This window comes from Leptospira bandrabouensis, assembly GCF_004770905.1.
In the GTDB taxonomy this organism is placed as follows: domain Bacteria; phylum Spirochaetota; class Leptospiria; order Leptospirales; family Leptospiraceae; genus Leptospira_A; species Leptospira_A bandrabouensis.
Genome location: NZ_RQHT01000012.1, coordinates 542,232 through 561,779 on the forward strand (window position 1 = coordinate 542,232; position 19,548 = coordinate 561,779).

Genomic DNA, 19,548 nt, shown 5'->3' on the forward strand with positions numbered 1-19,548 from the left:
TAAATTTTAAGGAAGGGACGTATGCGAAACCTATTAAAAGAATGTTTGGCCGAAGAGTCCGGATTTGTGGAACTCAGATACCACCATAAAGAAAGTCGCTCTTTTTTTGCAGAAAGGGGACGGGTGGAATCCACTGCCCTACGCAAAAGAACGGGTGTCGGTGTTCGAGTTTTGGAATCGGGAACTTGGGGTTTTGCATCTACTAGTGAAATTTCCAAATCCTCTATCCAAAATGCCATCCAGGTAGCAAAAAAAGCCGCCCGCCTATCCTCTGCTTTGCGAAAGGATAAAATCCCCAACCTCCCTAAGGCCAATTTTGCAATTGGTGATTTTATTGGCAAAGGGATTGAAGACTTTCGTAACCGAACTGTCGAAGAAAAATTAAAACTTGTCCTCGACATCCAAAATGCTGCCGCCAAACAATCGGCAAAACTCCAATCCGTGGGTTGTGGGTATTCTGAAATTTATGAAGAGAAAGCGATCGTGACTACCGATGGCGCTGATAGTTTTTTTAGTATGGTAAGACCCGAATTTCGAGTGTCTGCTGTGGCAAAAGAAGATGGAAAGATGGAATCTGGTTCTCATTCGATTGGAGTGACAGGTGGTTGGGACTGCCTCTTTCGTTCCCTGTCTCCCACAGAAATTTCCGACGAAGCCTGTAAAACAGCTGTGGATTTACTTTCCAGTTCTCTCCCTGACGGGGGACTTTCTACTGTAATTTTATCACCTTCCATTGTGGGTCTTCTCGTGCACGAAGCCATTGGCCATACGGTGGAGGCAGACTTTGTACTCTCAGGTTCTGTGGCCCAAGGAAAAATTGGTCATAGGGTCGGTTCCGACTTAGTGACGTTATGCGACTCTGGCTATTCTGAATATTATGAAGGAGCCGGTGGTTCCATTCCAGTAGATGATGAAGGAGTCATTCCCACAAACACAGTCATCATTAAAAATGGAATTTTATCCTCATACCTTCACAACAGAGAAACTGCCGAACGATTTGGTGTGGCACCAACGGGATCGGCAAGGGCTTGGGAGTATGGTGATGTTCCTCTCATTCGCATGCGAAACACTTTTCTTATGCCCGGAGATTCAAGTTTGGAAGAAATGATCGCAAACACAAAAGATGGGTATTATCTGGATGGTGCCAAAAACGGCCAAGCGGATGCGACGGGTGAATTTATGTTTGCCGTGCAAAAAGCCTACCGCATCAAAAATGGAAAGATCACCGACCTCTTAAAAGGTGTTACGGTATCAGGCCTTGCCTTTGATGTTTTACAAAATGTAGATATGGTTTCCAAAGAATTCAAATGGGATTTGGGTTCGGGGCATTGTGGAAAAGGACAACCTGCTAAAGTAGATGCGGGTGGTCCTTATGTTCGCACAAAAGTATTGTTAGGTGGTAAATAATGGATCGTAAATCGATTGAAAAACGTTTGAACGACCAAAAAGATTTACTTTCTAATTTAGTCAAAAAAGCCAAAACGAATGGGATCGACCAAGTAGAGATTTATTCCAGTTACGGATATTCGGAGGACGTTAGTTTAGAAAAAAATGACTTAAACAACTGTACGGCGACCGAAGAAAATATGTTTGGGATTCGTGTGCTTCATGAGGGAAACCAAGGTTTTATCATCTCCAATCACATCCCTAGTCTTTACCAGTCCATTGAAGAAGCCTATAGTTTGGCTAAAAGCCAATCCACTCCCGATTTGGATTTAGTCCTACCGGAACCAGAATCCATCCAGAATCATTTCAACCAATATGATGATTCTTTAGATTCTATGGGGATTGAGGATTTGGTAGCATCCGCAAAAGAAGCTCTCGGATGGAGAAATGATTTGTATTCCAAAGTCAATATTGACTCAGGCGATTTTTCGCTTAGCAAAGGTTATAAACTGATTGTTTCTTCCAAGGGTGTGATGGCCCATGAACTCGGCGCAGAACTTTCTGCATCGGTGATGGGAATGGGTGTAGATGGGGACCTCGTCGGAAGTTTTGATTATGATTCCGCAAGTGGGTTTGATAAAACTCAGTTCCAAACTTTATGGAAAAAAGCTTTTATGAATTTTGGCGACAAATGTATGGGGGCGTTGTATGCAAAACCCATCTCTGGATTTCAAGGAAAAGTTTTACTTCCACCCGATGCCGTGTATTCCTTTTTTCTCGGGCTTTTTATTGGATCCTTAAACGGAACAAGCCTACGCAAAGGGAAATCTAAAATGGCTGGTAAGTTAGGCGAAAAAGTGGCATCCCCACTTTTGTCCATTTGGGATGACCCAACAAACGATCGTTTTATGGGTTCCACTGGATTTGATCGCGAAGGCCTTCCCACTTCTAAAAAATCAGTGCTGACAGAGGGAGTTTTAGAAACTTACTTTTACAATACTTACGAAGCCAAAAAAGCAGGATTTACAAAATCCAATGGTTGTGCCACAGGTGGAGCCCAAAGTCTTCCTGGTTGTGGTCCCAAACAATTACAAATTGCCCCAGGCACTTCCGCAAAAGATGAATTTTTTAAACTCCCAGGGAAAACTCTATTTGTGAACCGAATTTCGGGAACTAAAGATGGAGCTTCTGGTGATTTTTCGGGAGTGATCAAAGGTGGATATCTTTTAGAAAATGGAGAAAAGATCCCAGTCCGGGAAGTCCAGATTGTCGGGAACGCCTTCGAGGCACTAGGCCAAATTGAAGCGATTTCCAAAGAAGGAGAACTTTTGGGAGAATCGTCTTTTGTTCCTTATATGTTACTAGATGGATTTACCATCACAGGGGTAACAGAAGAATAACCATGCCTCAAGAGATTTTAGAAAGACCACCGGGAGCTTCGTTTTTTGTCATTCTTTCCTACCAAGAGGAAGGAATTCTTTTTGAGCTAAAGGCAATGGCGGAAAAACGTTTTTCTAAAATTCTCTATGAATCTGTTTTACTTCCTAAATGGACCCCTGATGAAACAGAAAAGGAATTTGCTTATCCGGGACGGTTTACAAAAGTTCTTTCTTTCAAACAAAGAATTCATAGAGAAGAACTGGTCGAAAAAAAGAAAGAATGTTTGGAATTCCAATCGGTATTACAAAAAAAAGACCAGAGTGTTCTTCTGATCCCCGGTTACGTAACTTCGCATAACATTGTGATTGCGAAATCAAAGGATGATTTTCACCGCACTTATTTGTTCCAAGGGGTTTACGGAGAAACGGTTTATTTTTTTTCTAGAAGCCAACTCTTAGTGGCGGAATCAGCACAAAACTACTTCCGAGAAAGAGAAGTGAGTTATTTTTTTAACACCTTAAGAGAATCCTATGAATTCAATAAATTCAAATCTTGATACAAAACCAGGTTCTCAAATTTTTACCTGTACCAAAAAAAGAATGATTCAATTCAGTCATACCAAATCCCAATTCTCAAATTGGTAGCATTGCCAAAAATAGAAGGTTTCAAATGGGTCAGAACAAATCTGTTACTAGTATTTTGGGAGTTTTATTAAATCGAAAACAGTCGATTCTGCTTTTTTTTTCCAATCTTTTCATTTTAATCTTATCTTTTTTAGTTTTAAGTTGTGACCGTGTAACCACTAACAAGTTTCAATTCTGCGATAATTTCAATGAACCTTTAGATTGTACAGAACCCAAAACTGAAAACGATATAGTATATCTGGACCAAAAATTATTTAAAAAAGAAAAACCTACTTACGAAGATTTTGGAAATTTTTTATATTTTACTGCAAGAGAAACTCCAGGGTTTCGATTGGTTTTGTCACAACCATTCAATGGTATGGGCAAAGATGCCTTTCGTTCTGGTTATGCGGCTTACCTTCAGTATGGGAATTCTTCGGAACGAATGGAAGGAAATTTATTTCAAAACAATGTGGTGGTTTCCTTTCATTATTTGGGTGCACTCTTAAAGGAAGAGTTTCGCCATAAAGGAATTGAGAAGTCCCCTTTTCGATTAGAGGACTTAGGGGTTATTTCTTTGGAATACAAAGTTATGGTTCCGGAAATGGAACCAATCATCAAACAGAGAACAGTGGAACTTCGCTGGAAGTAACCTGCCTTACTTTTGAATGTATAAGGCCTTTGGATCAAAGAAAAAATCCATAGGCGTATAATCCAAATAGAGTAAAGACAGAACAGATAAAACAACCGCACCCACAATCGGGATGAGAAGGTTATCATCCACAAGTCCTTTGGCTGTTGTGTTTGCAAAAAATTCCGTCACACAAGCAGCAATGACTGAAAAGAACACAAGATAAATTGGTGTCCATAGAAATACTCCTTGGTTATCAAAGATGGCAAGAAAACTTCCTGGATGAGATTTTGTAATCAGAAAGAGAGCAAGGATGGAAAATAAAAAAGCGGGAATTAAAAATCCAATAATTCCTTCGAGTGACTTCCCATTATAAAATCTGTGTTTCCCATACTTACTTCCCACAAAGGCGGCAAAAGGGTCACCTATTACCAAAAACAAAATGGCTAGGATGGCAACTTCGGCAGGGAAAAACAAAACCACTAGGAGGTTTGCAAAAAAATATGGAACCGTGCCATTAAATCTTTTCCTTTCCGATTCTTTCATTAAGAACCCAAAGTATTGATAAAAGAAGTTTTCAAAGCCACTATGGTTTAAACGCACTAACTCTAAAATAAACAATCCGAAAAGGAAAAGAGCTAGTAAGGTTACAAGGATTGCCCGGGTGGCGTACACAAGTCCGAAGGCATCTTGGAAGGGATCAAAAAATAGAGTCACCGGGATGATGAGTCCGAGCACATGCCAAATTTTACGAAAAAAATTAAATCCTGAATTCACTGTTTACCTACTGGATCTTGAGGCCATTTTAAATGCTGCCTCTTCATTGTTTGCTATGGGAAATAAATTACGAACACCCGCCATTAAAAATGCTTGTCTAACACTTAACGGAAGATTGATTAAGATGATTTTGTGTTTGTGGAGAAAGGCTTCTTCACTGAGAGTTTTGAAAGCAATGATCCCTTGTGTGGTCACCATATTCAACTCCTCTAGATCTAAGATGACAGACCCGTGTTTTAAAGAATTGAGTACTGATTTGATGCATTTCTCAGAAGTGAAGTTGTTTAAGTTTCCCTGCAATTTGGTCACATACACTGTGTCTATTTTTTCCGTGGAAACTACTAAGTCGTCTAGGCTCATAAAAATTGCTATTTTTCTTATTTCATTCTTGCACTCTATTGCAAGTAAATAAAACTTTTGGAAGGAGTGGTGTTTGAAGGTAACTGTTGCCCATTTATACAAAAAACTGGAAGAACTGGACCGGGATGTCGTGGAACTTAAAAAATTAACCGATCGACTTGCCTCGGACAGGGAATATTCCCCCATTCTCAAAGAAACGTTTTTATCGGAGATGAATAAATTAGAGGACCAAAAATCGGAAATCCTCAAATTGAATGTTTCGAGTGCCCAGCCCGTTGCCAAAAAAACAACAGTCACTTCCGAAAACAAAACCCCCACTCCTATCCCCACTCCGGAACCTAAAAAGCCGGAAAAACCCGTTCGCAAATATTAAACAATACTGAAAATAGATAAGGAAATCCAATGAATCTAAAAAAATATCTCACTCTGGGTGTTTCACTCGGTTTGATACTCTTACCAATTTTGAATTGCTCCAAGGATTCTGAAATCCTTGCGACGTTCGATGGTGGCACTGTAACTCGCAAAGAAATGAACTTTGTGATTGAGGCTTCGAAACGAGGCAATACGGAACCACAACCAATCAGTGCCGATATCCAAGCAAAAATTTTAGAGAGTATCGCTTTAGAGAAAATCTTACTCAAAGATGCGATTGCTTCCAAAAAAGTAGCGGAAGCAGATGTTCAAAAAATTGAATCACTTGTGAACCAATTTTTGAAACTAAACGTTTATATGCGTGAATACGTTAAAAATGGTTTAAAAGAAAAACCATTAGAATTTGTAAATCTTCAGTTAGCGCTTGTTCGTGGAGAAGACGAAGCAACCAACCTCAAAAAAGCGGAAGAATTGGCAAACAAACTGAATTCTCTATCGGATAAGGAAATTGCAGAAGAGATTTCTAAAGTGACAGATGATATCACAAGAAGACCCATTGCTGGAAAATTAGAACCTTTTTGCACAAACTGTGCAGAAACCCCATTGGAAGATATTTTAGCAGAAGTGAAAAAAGCTAAAAAAGGAACTTTTATTTCTTATGCGAAAGCAGGAGAAGGAAGGATTGCTTATGTAGTTCGTTCCACTGGTACAGAAAAAGTGCATCCGGAAAGACTAAGAAAATACTTCACATCTATTTTTGATGAATTCAAAAAGGAAGCAACGGAATACGGAAAAACTCACGAAGATCCAGAAACAAAGGCATCCGTTGCTTATTTTACAGAAGGTGAATCTGCAGACAAAGCAAACCAGTTTGCTTCTCATACAATGAAAGAGTATGAACAAGGTTTGTATCAAAAAGAACTAAAAAAGATTACTGAAGAAAGTGGGATCACTGTGGCAAACCTTCCCCGTTTCACAGGTCCAAATGATATTGATCCAAAAATCTTTACTCCAGACTATTCGCTTTATTCAAATCGTGAGGGAAAAAATTACACTTGGAAAGACTTAACTGTAGAATTTGAAGCCATTCCCAATGTATTAAAACAAGAATATAAAGATGAAAAATCCAAAACTTGGGACATGCTCAACTTATTCCAATCGACCATCCTCCAAGGAAAAATTGCAGAGACTTCGGACCGAGTGCAAGATGTGGGATCAGAAATTGGATATTTAATGCAAATGGATAAAATGAAGGTTTCTTTGGCGTTAAAATCACTACAAGATGAAATCAAAGCCATTCCTGTGACTGTAACGGAAGCACAAATGAGAGATGCTTATGAAGCAGGAAAAATGTATGCTTATGCGGATCCAGATCCAAAAAACCCGCAGAATCGCATTCCTAAGCCTTATGGTGCAGTTCGCGAGAGAATCAAATCAGAGATGGAAGGCGCTCAAAGGAATTCATTTATTGAACAAAAAGTTTCCGGATTAAAAACTACTTATAATTTAGTGATCGCTGCTGATCGACTAAAAGAAGTTATATTATAAAGGAAATCTCAGTTAAGATTTAAATTATGGCAAAATTTTTTTATTGAATTTTGCCATAATTGACATATTTTGACTGTTAGGGGGGATAAATGAACAATCACATTTACATGCTTCGCAAGAAGAGAGGTATCAAACAGTACGATATGGCAAGGGCACTCGGAGTTTCTCCAAGTTACCTATCCAAAATTGAGACTGGCGCCCAAGATCCGACTGAAAAATTTAAGTCGTCTTGTGCCAAGTATCTCAAGACCTCTGTTGATAAACTTTTCAACGAAAGCGCTGTGGAAGACATCTACCCTGAGTTTTCCAATGGATTGAAAAACAAACTTTGGGCAGTACGACGTGAGTTAGGAATTAAACAATACGATTTCGCAAAGAAATTGAAGGTTTCCACTCCGTTTCTCTCAAAAGTAGAACTTGGACTTTTAGAACCACCTGAAGATTTTAAGAATCTGGTTTCTAAAGTTCTGAAAATGGAAAAAAACGAGCTATTTCTTGGCTAATTTGAAAATCACCAAAGCAAGGTGTCAAAACCTTGCTTTTTCTTAATCCTCGACAAAAAGATTTTGTCACATAATTCCTTCTACATTCAATAGTCCCTGATGAAAGAGAGACAAGTGGAAAACCACGATGGCTGGGCCAGTCGTATCGGTTTGATATTGGCTGTAGCCAGCGGAGCCATTGGACTTGGGAATTTTTTACGATTTCCTGGACAAGCTGCTCAAAATGGTGGCGGTGCCTTTATGGTTCCCTACATCATCAGTTTTCTAATTCTTGGAATTCCTGTATGTTTGGCCGAATGGACTATGGGTCGGATGGGCGGCAAACATGGACATAGCACCCCATTTATTTTTCGTGAATACTTAAAAGGATTCCCTCTGAAACTTTCAGGAACCATCGGTGTGATGATTCCTGTAATGATTTATGTTTATTATGTATTCATTGAATCTTGGTGTTTGGCTTATGCTTATTATTTTTTAACGGGACAAATGTCACTTGTCGGATCCACACAAGAGGAAATGACAAACCAGTCTTCCGCTTTCTTTTTACACCTAACAGGAGCCGAAGCAAATGGATCCAGTTTTCAATCACCGATTATCGTTTTTTTTCTCCTTTGTGTTTTGTTTAATTTTTTACTCGTTTACCGGGGACTTTCCAAAGGACTCGAAGCCTTTGCCAAAATTGCCATGCCTCTTATGGGAATTTGTGCTACCATCATCCTCATTCGTGTTTTAACGATACCTGGAATTGAATCGGGTCTTGCGGTTATGTGGAACCCAGATTGGTCTAAACTGACCCAACCTAAGGTATGGATCAGTGCCGCTGGCCAAATTTTCTTTTCATTATCCACTGGGTTTGGGATTGCTCTTGTGTTCTCTAGTTTTTTAAAGAGAAAGGACGATGTTGTATTATCGAGTTTGTCTTCTGCTTCCTTAAATGAATTCGCCGAAGTTGTGTTTGGTGGTATGATCACTATTCCTGTTGCTTTTTTGTTTTTAGGAATACAAGCCACATCTTTTGGAACTTTTGGAATGGGTTTTATCGCTCTTCCCTCTGTATTTGGAATGATGCCTGGTGGAAATTTTTTTGGTGGTTTGTGGTTTCTTGTGCTTTTTTTGGCAGCGATTACTTCTTCGGTTACTATGTTGCAACCTGGAATTCTTTTTTTAGAAGAAGGATTTCGCATTGGTAGGAGAAAATCATCCTTACTGTTGTTTCTATTTACTTTTGCATTATGCCTTCCTATTATTTATTTTAATAAAGATTTTGCCGCTCTTGACATTGCGGATTTTTATATTGGAACCATTATGATTTATATTTTGGCTTCCATACAAATCTTTATATTTGTTTTTAAAATTGGAGTGGAAAAAGGGGTAAAGGATGCCAATGAGGGAAGTCTCATCCCCTTCCCTAAATCAATAAAATTTGTATTAAAATACATAACTCCTTGGTTTCTATTATTTATCTTCGTATCTTTTTGTTATATGAACTTACCTGAATATTTAGATAAAATGAATCCGGAAGTGATGGGATTACTTGCTGAAAATAAAGGCCAAAATGTGGATGATGCCAAAACAAAAGCGATAGTGGCTCGTTCTGTGGTTCTAGGTCTTATTTTGATTTATGGTTTTATTTATTTTTTGGTATCCAAAGCGCTTGGCGAAAAAAAGGAAAAGGTTGTCCTATGATTTCATCTGGGGAACTCAATTGGCAAGGGATACTGATTATGACTGTCTCTTTAGTTTCTGTAATCAGTTTGACTGTTGTATGTATTGTTCTTCTTTTTCGCAATAGGCATTAACGATTGGACGTTCAAACTGTTTTCACTAAACAACTTCCGAAACTTTGGAAGGATTATGAAGTCAGAAAAGAACAAATGGATATGTCTACGTCCATTGAATCGGCTTTTAATACAGGTTCCCATTGGGCCATTGAAGCGGGTACGGGGGTGGGAAAGTCCCTTGCTTATTTAATTCCTAGCGCCTTATTCTCCTTAGAAAATGAATGTACAGTGGTTGTATCCACGGAAACCAAATCCTTACAAGACCAATTATTATACAAAGATATCCCACTGGTTTCAGAAGCACTTGGGGTCCCCGTCAATGCAATGGTGGCTCTTGGTGCGAATAATTATCTTTGCAAACGTAAATATGGCCGTGTGATGGAACGGGGTGATTTCGGCCCCGAAATGGAATCATCGATACAATACTTTGTAAATTGGGAAAAACAAACTACAGCAGGGATTCGTGCAGAATACGATGGATTTTTATCTAATTCCTTTTGGAGTTCTGTAGCCAGAGAGTCTGACAACTGTTTGGGGAGAAATTGTCCGAATTTTAGCTCTTCCTATTATTTTTTAGAAAAGGAAAAATGGAAAAAAGCTAATATTCTAATTGTAAACCACCATCTATTAGCAAGCCATCTAGCCGGAGATTTTAAAATCCTCCCTCCATTTTCGCAACTTGTCATTGATGAAGCCCATGCTTTTCCAGAGATTGTGGGACGTGCTTTTGGTTCAGAGATTCGTTATGATCTTTTAATGAATCTCCTCCATTATCTTTATTTTCCTGAAAAAAGAACGGGCCTTGTTTTAAAACTCAAAAACAGTGAAAAAATAATGAAATTGGTAGAAGCTTCTTTTGGTTATGCGAATGATTTTTTCCGTATGTTGCTTTCTGCCATTCCGTTGCAGTTCAACCAGTTTTCTACCCGTCATACAGAACGAATCAAATTAGATAACGGTGCTTTGGAAGATACATTGGCAGATCTAACTTCGCAGTTGGAAAGTTTACTTTCTAAATATAAAAAAGACAGCGAGGATATGGAAGAAAAAGAAATGGCTCTTGGATTAGAGATGGTTTCTGGGAACCTAAAAAAAGCCTCCTCGTTTTTAAATGACTTTCGGTTAAAAACCAATCCTAATTTGGTGTTTTGGATTGAACCTCCTCCGCAGTCGGCAAAAGATCCTTTTTATTATTTATTCTCCCAACCGAAAAATACGGATGAGATTTTAGCCAATACATTATTTCCCAATATGGATTCGGTTGTGATGACCTCGGCAACCCTTTCTCCTACGGCCGGGAATTTTCAATATTTCTTAAAAGAGGTTGGGATTTCGGAAGTAAAAACAAAAACTTTGGCTTCTCCATTTGCATATAACACCCATTCGCTTCTTTTTGTCCCCAAACAAGTAGCAGATCCTGTCCAAGATCCTAGGAAGAATAAATCGGATCTATCCTATTGGATCGCAAGGCTTTTAAAACTTTCGGAAGGCGATGCATTTGTATTATTTACTTCCAATAAACTTTTATCAGAACTTTATGAAGAATTACGAAACCAAGTGCCCTATCCCATATTTTCCCAAACGGAAATGGGACCTATTGCCGCCAAACGCGAGTTTCTTGCCAATGAAAAAAGTGTTCTTTTTGGTGTTTCTAGTTTTTGGCAAGGTGTGGACATTAAGGGTGATAAACTTAGAAACGTGATCGTCACAAAACTTCCCTTCCAGGTTCCTACAGAGCCCGTCTTACAGGCAAAAATGGAAGATATGGAAAAAAAAGGAAAAAGTCCTTTTTGGGAGATGCAGGTACCGAAGACCTGTTTACTTTTGCGACAAGGATTTGGCCGCCTCATTCGCTCTCAGTCAGATACGGGTATGGTGAGTATCCTGGATCCACGGGTGCATACAAAGTCCTATGGAAAAAACGTGTTGCAAAGTTTACCAAAAGGCGTTCCCCTCATAACGGAATTTAACGAATTGGAAAGAAAATTCCAACTTTTGCCGAAGTCATAATTATGAAACGAATCTATCTTCTCTTGGTTTTATTCTTTAGTGTTTCTCTGGGTTCAAAACCCATTCAAGATAAAGATATCTATTCCTCTGTGGTCAATTGGACTGATCTTTTGGTTTCCTCTTCGGTGAAAGAGACCATCCCAAAAATTGTTTTTGATGAAGAAGATCCTGAGTTCTCAGGAAAAAATACTGCCACAAGCCAAGGCAAAGCCCATTCCCTGGCTCGCAAAAATGCAAAAGAAAAACTAAAAGTTCGTTTGAGCCAAAGGTTGGAATCTATTTTTTTTAACGCAGATTATACGGTTTATGAATACACACAAGTAAATCCTCAAGTTAGGTTACGTTTGAATTCCTATATTGGTTCTGAAAAGGAAGAATACGATTTTCAATTTGTAAAAAATGTTTTGGAAGCCAAGGCAAGTTTGCCTCTGAAAGGAAAGGAAGGAATTCTTTCTCATATCCCTGTTGAATACGGAACAGAATCTGTTCCAGAGTTTAGTGAAGAATTGGTTCCTGTTGAGTTTTCTGGTCTTGTTGTGGATGCTCGTCATCTGAAGTTAAAAAAAGCACTGTATCCAAAAATACAAACCGATCGTGGCCTTGATATTTATTCTCCCTTATATGTAAAGGAAGCCTATGCCATTGAAACGGGATATATTGTTTATAAGGAAGACCAACTAGGAAAAGGAGTCGAAGCAAAAGTTGGAAAAAATCCTTACTTCGTATTGGCTCTTGGAACTGCTGGAAAAAATCAGACCGATTTAGTGATTCCCACAGACGAGGCAGCCAAATTTCTTAGCCACCCCGAATCGAGAAAAAACCTTACACGTTGCAGAGTTTTGATTTTAGTTTCTCAGTAAGAGATAAAAACATTTTTTCTGCTTTTACATAATCACCATGAAAGAGATAAGCAAAACCCATATCTTCTAAATCTTTGTGATTTAGTGAACTTGTTTTTGTCTCTAGTTCAGTGATTTTTTTATAAACCGAATCATACATCTTTCTTTTTTCATCAAAACTAGGAAGATTTAATTTACCTGGAATGTTTTCAAAAATTAAGTTGGCTTCTTTATGACGATCCAAAAAGAGAAGTGCCATACCAACAAGTTTATGAATGTCGGAATCGTTTAACAATTTCATATTGTCACGAAAAACTTTGATCACTTCATCATATCTTTTTAAGTAATAAATACAAATTAGTTCTTCTTTAATAAAGGAGTTATCATTCCACTGTTTTTTAAAACGAGTGATCACCGTTTTTGCTTCTTCGTATGCTTCTGCTCTAAAGTAGATTTTGATTGCAGTTTGAATGATTGGAAAACAAAGAGGATTGGTTTGGGTATTAAAATAAAGGTTTAGACTCTTACTCGCTTCACCCGTTTTTCCCATTTCATAGTTTTGAATGGCATCGACTAGAGGTGCTAGGTTTGAGATTCCTTTCGGAGCGGCAATGGTCACTCTGCCGGTAAGTTCATAAAGGGCTAAGTAACCAAGATGTTGGATATAAAAGTTCTCAGGATGACGTTTTGCAAGAACTACAACATCTTCGTTTGATCCTACTTCATAAAGATCCCAAGCTTCCTTTTCGATGGATGAATTTAATACTTGGGTTGCTTGTTGTGCCATAAGAATCCTCTCTTTCCATAAAAAGATCGGTTTATGGGCAAAATTTCCTTTAAGAAAAATTATGGACTTAGTCTGTAAATCATCCTTGGAAAGGGAATACATTCCCGAATATGGGACAAACCACAAACCCAAGCAATCACACGCTCTAAACCCATTCCAAAACCAGAATGGGGGACAGAACCATATTTACGAAGGTCCAAATACCAAGAATAATCCTCTGGAGGAAGCCCTTCTTCTTTGAGTCGTTCTACGATTTTTTCATAGGACTCTTCCCTTTCTGACCCACCAATGATCTCTCCAATTCCATCAGGAGCGATTAAGTCGGCCGAAAGGACCGTTTTAGGATCATTTGGATTTTGTTTCATATAAAAGGCTTTGATCGCCCTGGGAAAGTTTTGGATGAAGATGGCGGTTCCAAAATGAGTGGTGAGAATTTGTTCTCTATCCGAGTTGATGTCCTCTCCCCAAGTGATGTCTTCGCCAGCGGTTTGTAAAATTTGGATGGCTTCTCCATAATCTACGCGTGGGAAGGTTTTTGCCAGTTGTTCTAAAAGTGGTGCCGGATCCCTATCCAAAACCTTTAGATCTTCTAAAGTTCGTTCGATCGTGGTTTTGAGGACAGTTTTTACAAATCGTTCTTGTAGGTCTAAATTTCCTTCTTGGTTTAGGAAGGCAGTTTCGGCTTCGAGCATCCAAAACTCGGTTAAGTGCCTTCTTGTTTTGCTTTTTTCGGCACGAAATGTGGGTCCAAAACAATAAACTTTTGAGTGAGCAAAGGCAGCCGTTTCTAAATACAATTGCCCTGTTTGGGCTAGATAGGCCTGTCCTAAATCAAAATACTCTGTGGAAAAAAGTGTGCCGGCTGATTCGCCGATGGAACCTGTGAGAATGGGTGTGTCGATCAGCGTATAGCCATCATTCCGAAAGAATTCACGGATGGCAAAGGACAATTCGGATCTCACTCTTTGGATGGCAAGTTGGCGTTTGGAACGTAACCATAAATGCCTATGGTTGTGTAAAAAATCAGGTCCATGTTCTTTCGGCGTGATTGGGTATTGGTCTGACTCACCTACGACCTGGAGCGAGTGTAAAAACAATTCCTTTCCACCCGGTGCCTTGGCATTCTCTTGCAAAATCCCCTCTACGACAAGGGACGTTTCTTGCGGAAGGCCTTTGACCTGTTTGAAGGTATCCTCACCTAAAAATTCCTTTTCTGCCACCACTTGGATGATTTTTCCTTCGGTGCGGAGTTGGAGGAATTGGACATGGTTATTGCCTCGGAGTCCTTGGACCCAACCTTTGAAACTATGAGTGGATTTGGGATGAGAATTGGATTTTGATGGATCTAAACTTGGAATCATGGATGGTTTTTTCTGTTTGCCAGTTCAATTTTCTCTGAAATTTTGAACTTACAGAATGAAATCTAGCATCCTATTAGACGGTAAAGCGATTTCCGAAAAAATTCGAAATCGAATCGCAGAAACACTAGCAAAAGCTAAATCCGAAGGCAAAGGAGTTCCGACTCTTGCCACCATCCTTGTTGGGGATAACCCTGCATCGGAAACCTATGTAAACATGAAAGTAAAAGCCTGCGAAAAAGTAGGAATGGGTTCTCGGTATGTTCGGATGAAAGAAGAAACGACCACAGAAGAGCTGTTAGCTGAAATAAGAAAACTGAATGCAGATAATTCAGTTCATGGAATCCTTTTACAACATCCCGTTCCCCACCAAATTGATGAACGTTTATGTTTTGATGAAATTGCATTAGAAAAGGACGTGGATGGTGTTACCACCATTTCTTTTGGAAAACTATCTATGAATAGTGAAGCATATTATCCGTGCACTCCGTACGGTATGGTATTACTCCTGCAGGAATATGGAATTGATGTAACCGGTAAACATGCAGTTGTTGTTGGTAGATCCCCTATTTTAGGGAAACCGATGGCCATCATGCTCACAAATTTAAATGCTACTGTTACCTTATGTCATTCCAAAACGAAAAACCTACCAGAGCTTGTGAAACAAGCAGACATTGTGGTAGGGGCTGTTGGAAAACCTGAGTTTATAAAGGCCGATTGGATTAAGGAAGGGGCTGTGGTTTTAGATGCAGGTTATAATGTTGGCAACGTAGGAGATATTGAAATCTCCAAGGCCAAGGACAAAGCCTCTTATTATACGCCAGTCCCTGGTGGTGTGGGTCCAATGACAATTTCTGTTCTTCTCTTACAAACTATGTATAGTTTTTTAAATCAGTTTTCACCTAAGTTGGATTCTCATGCCTCAAACCGTTAGTTTTGATGAATGTTTCCAGACGGTTCCCAAACTAGATCCTCCTTCGGATTTAGATAGTTTTTGGAAAGAAGGAATTTCCGAGTTAAAAAAAGTCCCAATCAAAGCAACATACAAAACTGTTTTGAAAGGATCCTTTATTTGGGAATCACTAAACGATGTAAGTTTTCAAAGTATCGGCAATCATGTGTTACACGGAAAATTGGCAATTCCTAGAAAAAGGGGAAATCGACCTGTTGTAGTTTATTTTCATGATTATTTGGCACTTCCTGAAGAAATCCAAAAAGGATATTCGGATTTGGGTGTGGCACAGCTTCACCTCACCTTACGCGGTCATGGCGAAGAAATGATTCATGCTCCGATTGATCCAGTAACAGGAAAAGCACCGATTGGTTGGACTCCTAATTACTTTGCGCATGGTTTGGACCAAAAAGAAGAATTTTATATGCGTAAACTTTATTTGGATGTGATTCGTACGATTGAATTCTTACGTTTAACCGATGGAATTGATGGTGACCAAATCATTTTACATGGTAAGTCCTTAGGTTCAGCTCTTTCTGTATTTGGTGCTGCTTATTCGGACCGAATTAAGGGACTCATTTTAGAAACACCTTCGTTTTGTTATATAGACAAAGATCAGATTTCTTTAAAAGGAAATCCTTGGGTGCGAGAACTAACTCCTTTTTTGGAAAAAAGAGCCACCAAAAAAATAGATTATAAAAAAGAATTAGCCTATTTTGACGCATTAAACTTTGCCAAAAAAATAAAAATTCCAGCACTCTTTTCTTGTGGGATGGAAGATGTGATCTCTCATCCAAAATCGACATTTGCTTTGTTTAATCATATGAATTGTGATAAACGTATGCAGTTGTATCCTACAGAAGGAAATGAAGCAGGAAAAGACAAACAACCGCAAGCCAACCTGGAATTTGTGAAAGAAATTTTTGCCTTATGACAGTAGTGCCCTTTGTATTTCAGAATTCAAAATCAGGTAAAAAAGAAAGTTTTCTACCAAAAGATCCTTCCCATGTAACCATTTATTCGTGTGGGCCAACTGTTTATAACTTTGCCCATATTGGAAACATTCGTTCCTTTTTGTTTGTAGATATTCTTCGTCGTTCATTACTTCTCGGTGGGTATAAGCTCAACCAATCAATGAATATCACTGACATTGATGACAAAATTATCAATGAATCTATCAAAAGAAAAATCAGTGTAGAAGAATTTACAAAACCTTGGACCGAAGCCTTCTTTAAAGATTTAGAAACCCTTCATGTGCAAAAATTAGAACATTACCCGAAAGCTACCGAATCCATTGATGCTATGGTGGGTCTTGTGGAAACATTGAGGTCTAACGGCCTTGTGTATGAAAAAGATGGGAACTTATACTTTTCGATTCAGAAATTTAGCCGGTATGGTGAACTTTCAAAAATTGATGTTTCTGGTATGAAGGCAGGTGTCCGTTATGATGCCGATGAATACGAAAAAGATGATGTTAGAGATTTTGTTCTTTGGAAAAATCAAAAGAGCGAAGAAGAAAAGTGTTGGCATACACGGATCGGAAACGGACGTCCTGGATGGCATTTAGAATGTTCGGCGATGATTCGAAAGGTATATGGATCAGGTGTTGACATTCATACGGGTGGCATTGACCTACTCTTCCCTCATCATGAGAATGAGGCCGCTCAAAGTATTGGAGCTTATCCCAATGAAGAATTTGTGGGAACATGGCTGCACTGTGAACATCTATTAGTTGATGGTGAAAAAATGTCAAAAAGTAAGGGAAATTTTTACACCTTACGAGATATTTTAGAAAAAGGATACGACCCAAATTCAATTCGTTATCATTTGATATCTGCACATTACAGAAGTAAGTTGAATTTTTCACTTGGCAAACTAGAAGAATCAAAGATTGCAATGGAACGAATTCAAAATACGATTTATCGTGTATTAGAAGTGGGAAATTTATGGGATTTAGTTCCAAAACATTATGACGAATTCCATTTTTCAGCTTTAGATTTACAAAATATAAATTTGGAATTTATGAATTCCTTGGCGGATGATTTGAATGTTCCGAAAGCTCTTGCTTCTGTATTTGAATTAGTTCGAATTGGGAATCAATATTTGGATGCAAATGATTCGAATGTTGATACAAAGTATTTAAATGAGATAGTGCAATTGTTTTATAAAATGAATGAACTTTTTGCGGTATTTCAATTTACAAAACAAGTCCAATCCTTAGAGGGAATCTCCGAAGAATGGATTCTCGAACAAATTGAACTTCGAAAGACCGCCAAACAAAACAAAGATTTCTCTACTGCCGACAGAATCCGTAAGGAGTTGGAAGAAAAAGGAATCCTTCTCGCTGATACAAAAGAAGGAAAAACCACATGGAAAAAAGCCCAGTAGAAATACTTTTTGGTAAACGTAATTTTTTTGAGTTTTTAGAATCTTTGGACCAAATGGCGCCCGAACGAGGGATAAAAACAATTCGCGAAGTGATTGTGAAAGATTCATTGGGTAACGAAGAAAAACAAAGAATCCGTGCTTACCTGCCGAACTCAGTTAAGTTTACAACCACATCCACGAGGGAGTTGGATCGGATTGCCTCTGATAAAAATCACCAAGGTTATGTGATCATTCGGACCAAACAAAAAGCATTTGCCTCACTTGGGTTTGAACATTTTAAACAAAATGTTGAGGTCGGTGCAGGTCCCATTTTGATTTTGGACCGGATCCAAGATCCAGGTAATTTGGGAAATATTTTACGAACTGCTGAATGTATGGGCGTAAAACATGTGTTAATGTCTGATCGTGATACTTCCCCTATTACGCCTGTTGTGGAAAAAGTTTCTGCCGGAGCCGTCCATCATTTGCAAATCTATCGTGTTGCCAATTTAATGCATGGAATGGAGTTTTTGAAAAAGAACGAATATTGGATTCTTGCAACGGATGAGGAAGGGGAAGAATCCATTTGGGAGACTTTGCCTGATGCATCACAGATGGCGGTCATTATGGGAAATGAAGGAGAAGGTGTGAAACGTTTGCTTTTAGAAGAAGCAGATTATGTAGCAAGAATCCCCCTTTTCGGTTCTGTGACATCTTTGAATGTTGTGGTTGCTTGCGGAATTACTTTAGATAGGGTTCAAAATGTTTCGCGTTAGGCGAAAGCCTCTATCTGGTTTTGTATTTTTCATGATTGGAATGTTTGTATTCCAATCATGTATTTATGATTTTTATAGAAAGGAATTTGTTTCCGAAAAGAAGAAAAATTACGAATTATTACTTCTAGCTTTGCTTGGTTTAATGCCCAATCCAAACCAGAAACTTTTTGGTTTTGTTCCTGGATATTCAAGAAATTTATCCGATTCACAATTTGTAACCTCCGATATTTTTCCGAAAACAGGTAAAAAGAAAATTGTATTCATTCATGGTTGGAACCCTGCAGAAAGAGATTCTGATCCTGTAACAAATGATGAGAAAAAAATTCAGAATCTTAAAAATACTTTTTCAAATGGAATCATTCACTTCCAAGAAGGAAGGGAGTCGGCTAATGCAGAGTTTGATCTTTACCTTTATACTTACCGTACTTCCAATAGCATTCTAGTGAATGGTAGGCAGTTTCACAGTACACTTCGTTCACAGTTTTCAGATTCAGACCAAGTTTATATTGTGGCACATTCCATGGGAGGACTTGTGACTCGGGTTGCATTAGCTCCGGAAAATGGTTTTTTACCTTTTGTACGTTTGGTGGTAACACTCGCAAGTCCCCAGTTTGGATCTCCATTTGCTACCCCCAGTTTTTTAAATAGTAATCCTTTTTTAAATGAGTTAGGAAGTTACCTTGTAGGAACCCAAGGTGGTTCGGAACTTAGTTATACGAACCAAGGTGCGGGACAGACTTCTTTGGCTGGAGCGAACAATCAGGTTTTAGATACTTTGAATCAATCGTATTTAAATTCAGGAATGAACGGAAGGTTTGTGAGTTTTGGCGGTGTGATGACTGGCTGTAATGACGGGGAAACAGAATATTACAATATAGGTTGTAATTTACTTTCTAATGCTGGTTTTACGCAGTCTGATGGAATTGTTCCCATGAATAGTGCCTTTCTTGGAAATTTAACGCACAAACAGATCCAAGTGGCAGACGTTGACCATTCCATGATGGCCTTCCAAACCAAAAACATTGATGATACTAAAAGTCGAGATCTATTTATGAAAGTGATTTCTGAAATTAGAAATTCCCCTTATTAAGTTTTGGG

General features: G+C 38.6%; 19 protein-coding genes. 15 read left to right on the plus strand and 4 right to left on the minus strand.

Annotated elements, in window-relative coordinates:
• Positions 1–21 precede the first annotated feature (21 nt).
• From EHR07_RS06265 to EHR07_RS06280, 4 genes are all read left to right on the plus strand, one after another.
• Positions 22–1,407 carry a TldD/PmbA family protein gene (locus tag EHR07_RS06265; RefSeq protein ID WP_135744273.1) on the plus strand — a complete coding sequence of 462 codons (1,386 nt, stop codon included), beginning with the start codon at positions 22–24 and terminating at the stop codon, positions 1,405–1,407.
• Entirely contained in the window at positions 1,407–2,786 is a 1,380-nt protein-coding gene (locus tag EHR07_RS06270; RefSeq protein WP_135744274.1) for a TldD/PmbA family protein, read from the plus strand. Before EHR07_RS06265 ends, EHR07_RS06270 begins: the two co-directional genes overlap by 1 nt.
• 2 nt (positions 2,787–2,788) lie before the next feature.
• Positions 2,789–3,322: a DUF4416 family protein gene (locus EHR07_RS06275; RefSeq protein ID WP_135744275.1), complete on the plus strand. Its 534-nt coding sequence runs from the start codon at positions 2,789–2,791 to the stop codon at positions 3,320–3,322.
• A gap of 113 nt (positions 3,323–3,435) precedes the next feature.
• On the plus strand, positions 3,436–4,041 hold the full coding sequence (locus tag EHR07_RS06280; RefSeq protein ID WP_238754770.1) for a hypothetical protein: 606 nt from the start codon (positions 3,436–3,438) through the stop codon (positions 4,039–4,041).
• 6 nt (positions 4,042–4,047) lie between these two features.
• Here EHR07_RS06280 and EHR07_RS06285 read toward each other — a convergent pair whose 3' ends face one another.
• Complete coding sequence (locus tag EHR07_RS06285; RefSeq protein ID WP_135744276.1) at positions 4,048–4,797, minus strand: diacylglycerol/polyprenol kinase family protein; 750 nt, start codon at positions 4,795–4,797, stop codon at positions 4,048–4,050.
• Positions 4,798–4,800: 3 nt separating this feature from the next.
• Positions 4,801–5,157, minus strand: a complete 357-nt coding sequence (locus tag EHR07_RS06290; protein WP_135744277.1) for an STAS domain-containing protein — start codon at positions 5,155–5,157, stop codon at positions 4,801–4,803.
• A gap of 73 nt (positions 5,158–5,230) precedes the next feature.
• On the opposite strand from EHR07_RS06290, the gene EHR07_RS06295 reads away from it, so the two are divergent.
• The 6 genes from EHR07_RS06295 to EHR07_RS06320 all read left to right on the plus strand — a co-directional run bounded on the left by EHR07_RS06295 (position 5,231) and on the right by EHR07_RS06320 (position 12,231).
• Positions 5,231–5,530, plus strand: coding sequence for a hypothetical protein (locus EHR07_RS06295; protein WP_135744278.1), 300 nt, complete (start codon positions 5,231–5,233; stop codon positions 5,528–5,530).
• Positions 5,531–5,559: 29 nt separating this feature from the next.
• Complete coding sequence (locus EHR07_RS06300) at positions 5,560–7,077, plus strand: LIC12015 family putative lipoprotein (protein ID WP_135744279.1); 1,518 nt, start codon at positions 5,560–5,562, stop codon at positions 7,075–7,077.
• 107 nt (positions 7,078–7,184) lie between these two features.
• A complete protein-coding gene (locus EHR07_RS06305; RefSeq protein ID WP_015678327.1) occupies positions 7,185–7,580 on the plus strand; it encodes a helix-turn-helix domain-containing protein in 396 nt (131 codons plus the stop codon).
• Between the two features lie 99 nt (positions 7,581–7,679).
• Positions 7,680–9,266 (plus strand): sodium:neurotransmitter symporter family protein, encoded by a 1,587-nt coding sequence (locus tag EHR07_RS06310; protein WP_135744280.1) that lies wholly within the window; start codon positions 7,680–7,682, stop codon positions 9,264–9,266.
• 116 nt (positions 9,267–9,382) lie between these two features.
• The gene (locus tag EHR07_RS06315) at positions 9,383–11,371 is read left to right on the plus strand and encodes an ATP-dependent DNA helicase (RefSeq protein WP_135744281.1); all 1,989 of its coding nucleotides are present in this window, start codon (positions 9,383–9,385) and stop codon (positions 11,369–11,371) included.
• 2 nt (positions 11,372–11,373) lie between these two features.
• Positions 11,374–12,231 (plus strand): hypothetical protein, encoded by an 858-nt coding sequence (locus EHR07_RS06320; protein WP_135744282.1) that lies wholly within the window; start codon positions 11,374–11,376, stop codon positions 12,229–12,231.
• Here the strand turns inward: EHR07_RS06320 and EHR07_RS06325 are convergent.
• The gene (locus tag EHR07_RS06325; protein WP_135744283.1) at positions 12,194–12,997 is read right to left on the minus strand and encodes a hypothetical protein; all 804 of its coding nucleotides are present in this window, start codon (positions 12,995–12,997) and stop codon (positions 12,194–12,196) included. The genes EHR07_RS06320 and EHR07_RS06325 overlap by 38 nt on opposite strands.
• Before the next feature lie 59 nt (positions 12,998–13,056).
• Positions 13,057–14,358: an asparagine--tRNA ligase gene (gene asnS / locus EHR07_RS06330; RefSeq protein ID WP_135744284.1), complete on the minus strand. Its 1,302-nt coding sequence runs from the start codon at positions 14,356–14,358 to the stop codon at positions 13,057–13,059.
• Positions 14,359–14,413: 55 nt separating this feature from the next.
• On the opposite strand from asnS, the gene folD reads away from it, so the two are divergent.
• The 5 genes from folD to EHR07_RS06355 are packed head-to-tail and all read left to right on the plus strand — an operon-like array spanning position 14,414 to position 19,540.
• Positions 14,414–15,289: a bifunctional methylenetetrahydrofolate dehydrogenase/methenyltetrahydrofolate cyclohydrolase FolD gene (gene folD, locus EHR07_RS06335; protein WP_135744285.1), complete on the plus strand. Its 876-nt coding sequence runs from the start codon at positions 14,414–14,416 to the stop codon at positions 15,287–15,289.
• Positions 15,273–16,241 (plus strand): acetylxylan esterase, encoded by a 969-nt coding sequence (locus EHR07_RS06340; RefSeq protein ID WP_135744286.1) that lies wholly within the window; start codon positions 15,273–15,275, stop codon positions 16,239–16,241. Before folD ends, EHR07_RS06340 begins: the two co-directional genes overlap by 17 nt.
• A complete protein-coding gene (gene cysS, locus EHR07_RS06345) occupies positions 16,238–17,695 on the plus strand; it encodes a cysteine--tRNA ligase (protein ID WP_135744287.1) in 1,458 nt (485 codons plus the stop codon). The genes EHR07_RS06340 and cysS overlap by 4 nt, the downstream gene beginning before the upstream one ends.
• Positions 17,677–18,450, plus strand: a complete 774-nt coding sequence (gene rlmB, locus EHR07_RS06350; protein ID WP_135744288.1) for a 23S rRNA (guanosine(2251)-2'-O)-methyltransferase RlmB — start codon at positions 17,677–17,679, stop codon at positions 18,448–18,450. The genes cysS and rlmB overlap by 19 nt, the downstream gene beginning before the upstream one ends.
• On the plus strand, positions 18,437–19,540 hold the full coding sequence (locus EHR07_RS06355) for a PGAP1-like alpha/beta domain-containing protein (protein ID WP_135744289.1): 1,104 nt from the start codon (positions 18,437–18,439) through the stop codon (positions 19,538–19,540). The genes rlmB and EHR07_RS06355 overlap by 14 nt, the downstream gene beginning before the upstream one ends.
• The last annotated feature ends 8 nt before the right edge of the window (positions 19,541–19,548 follow it).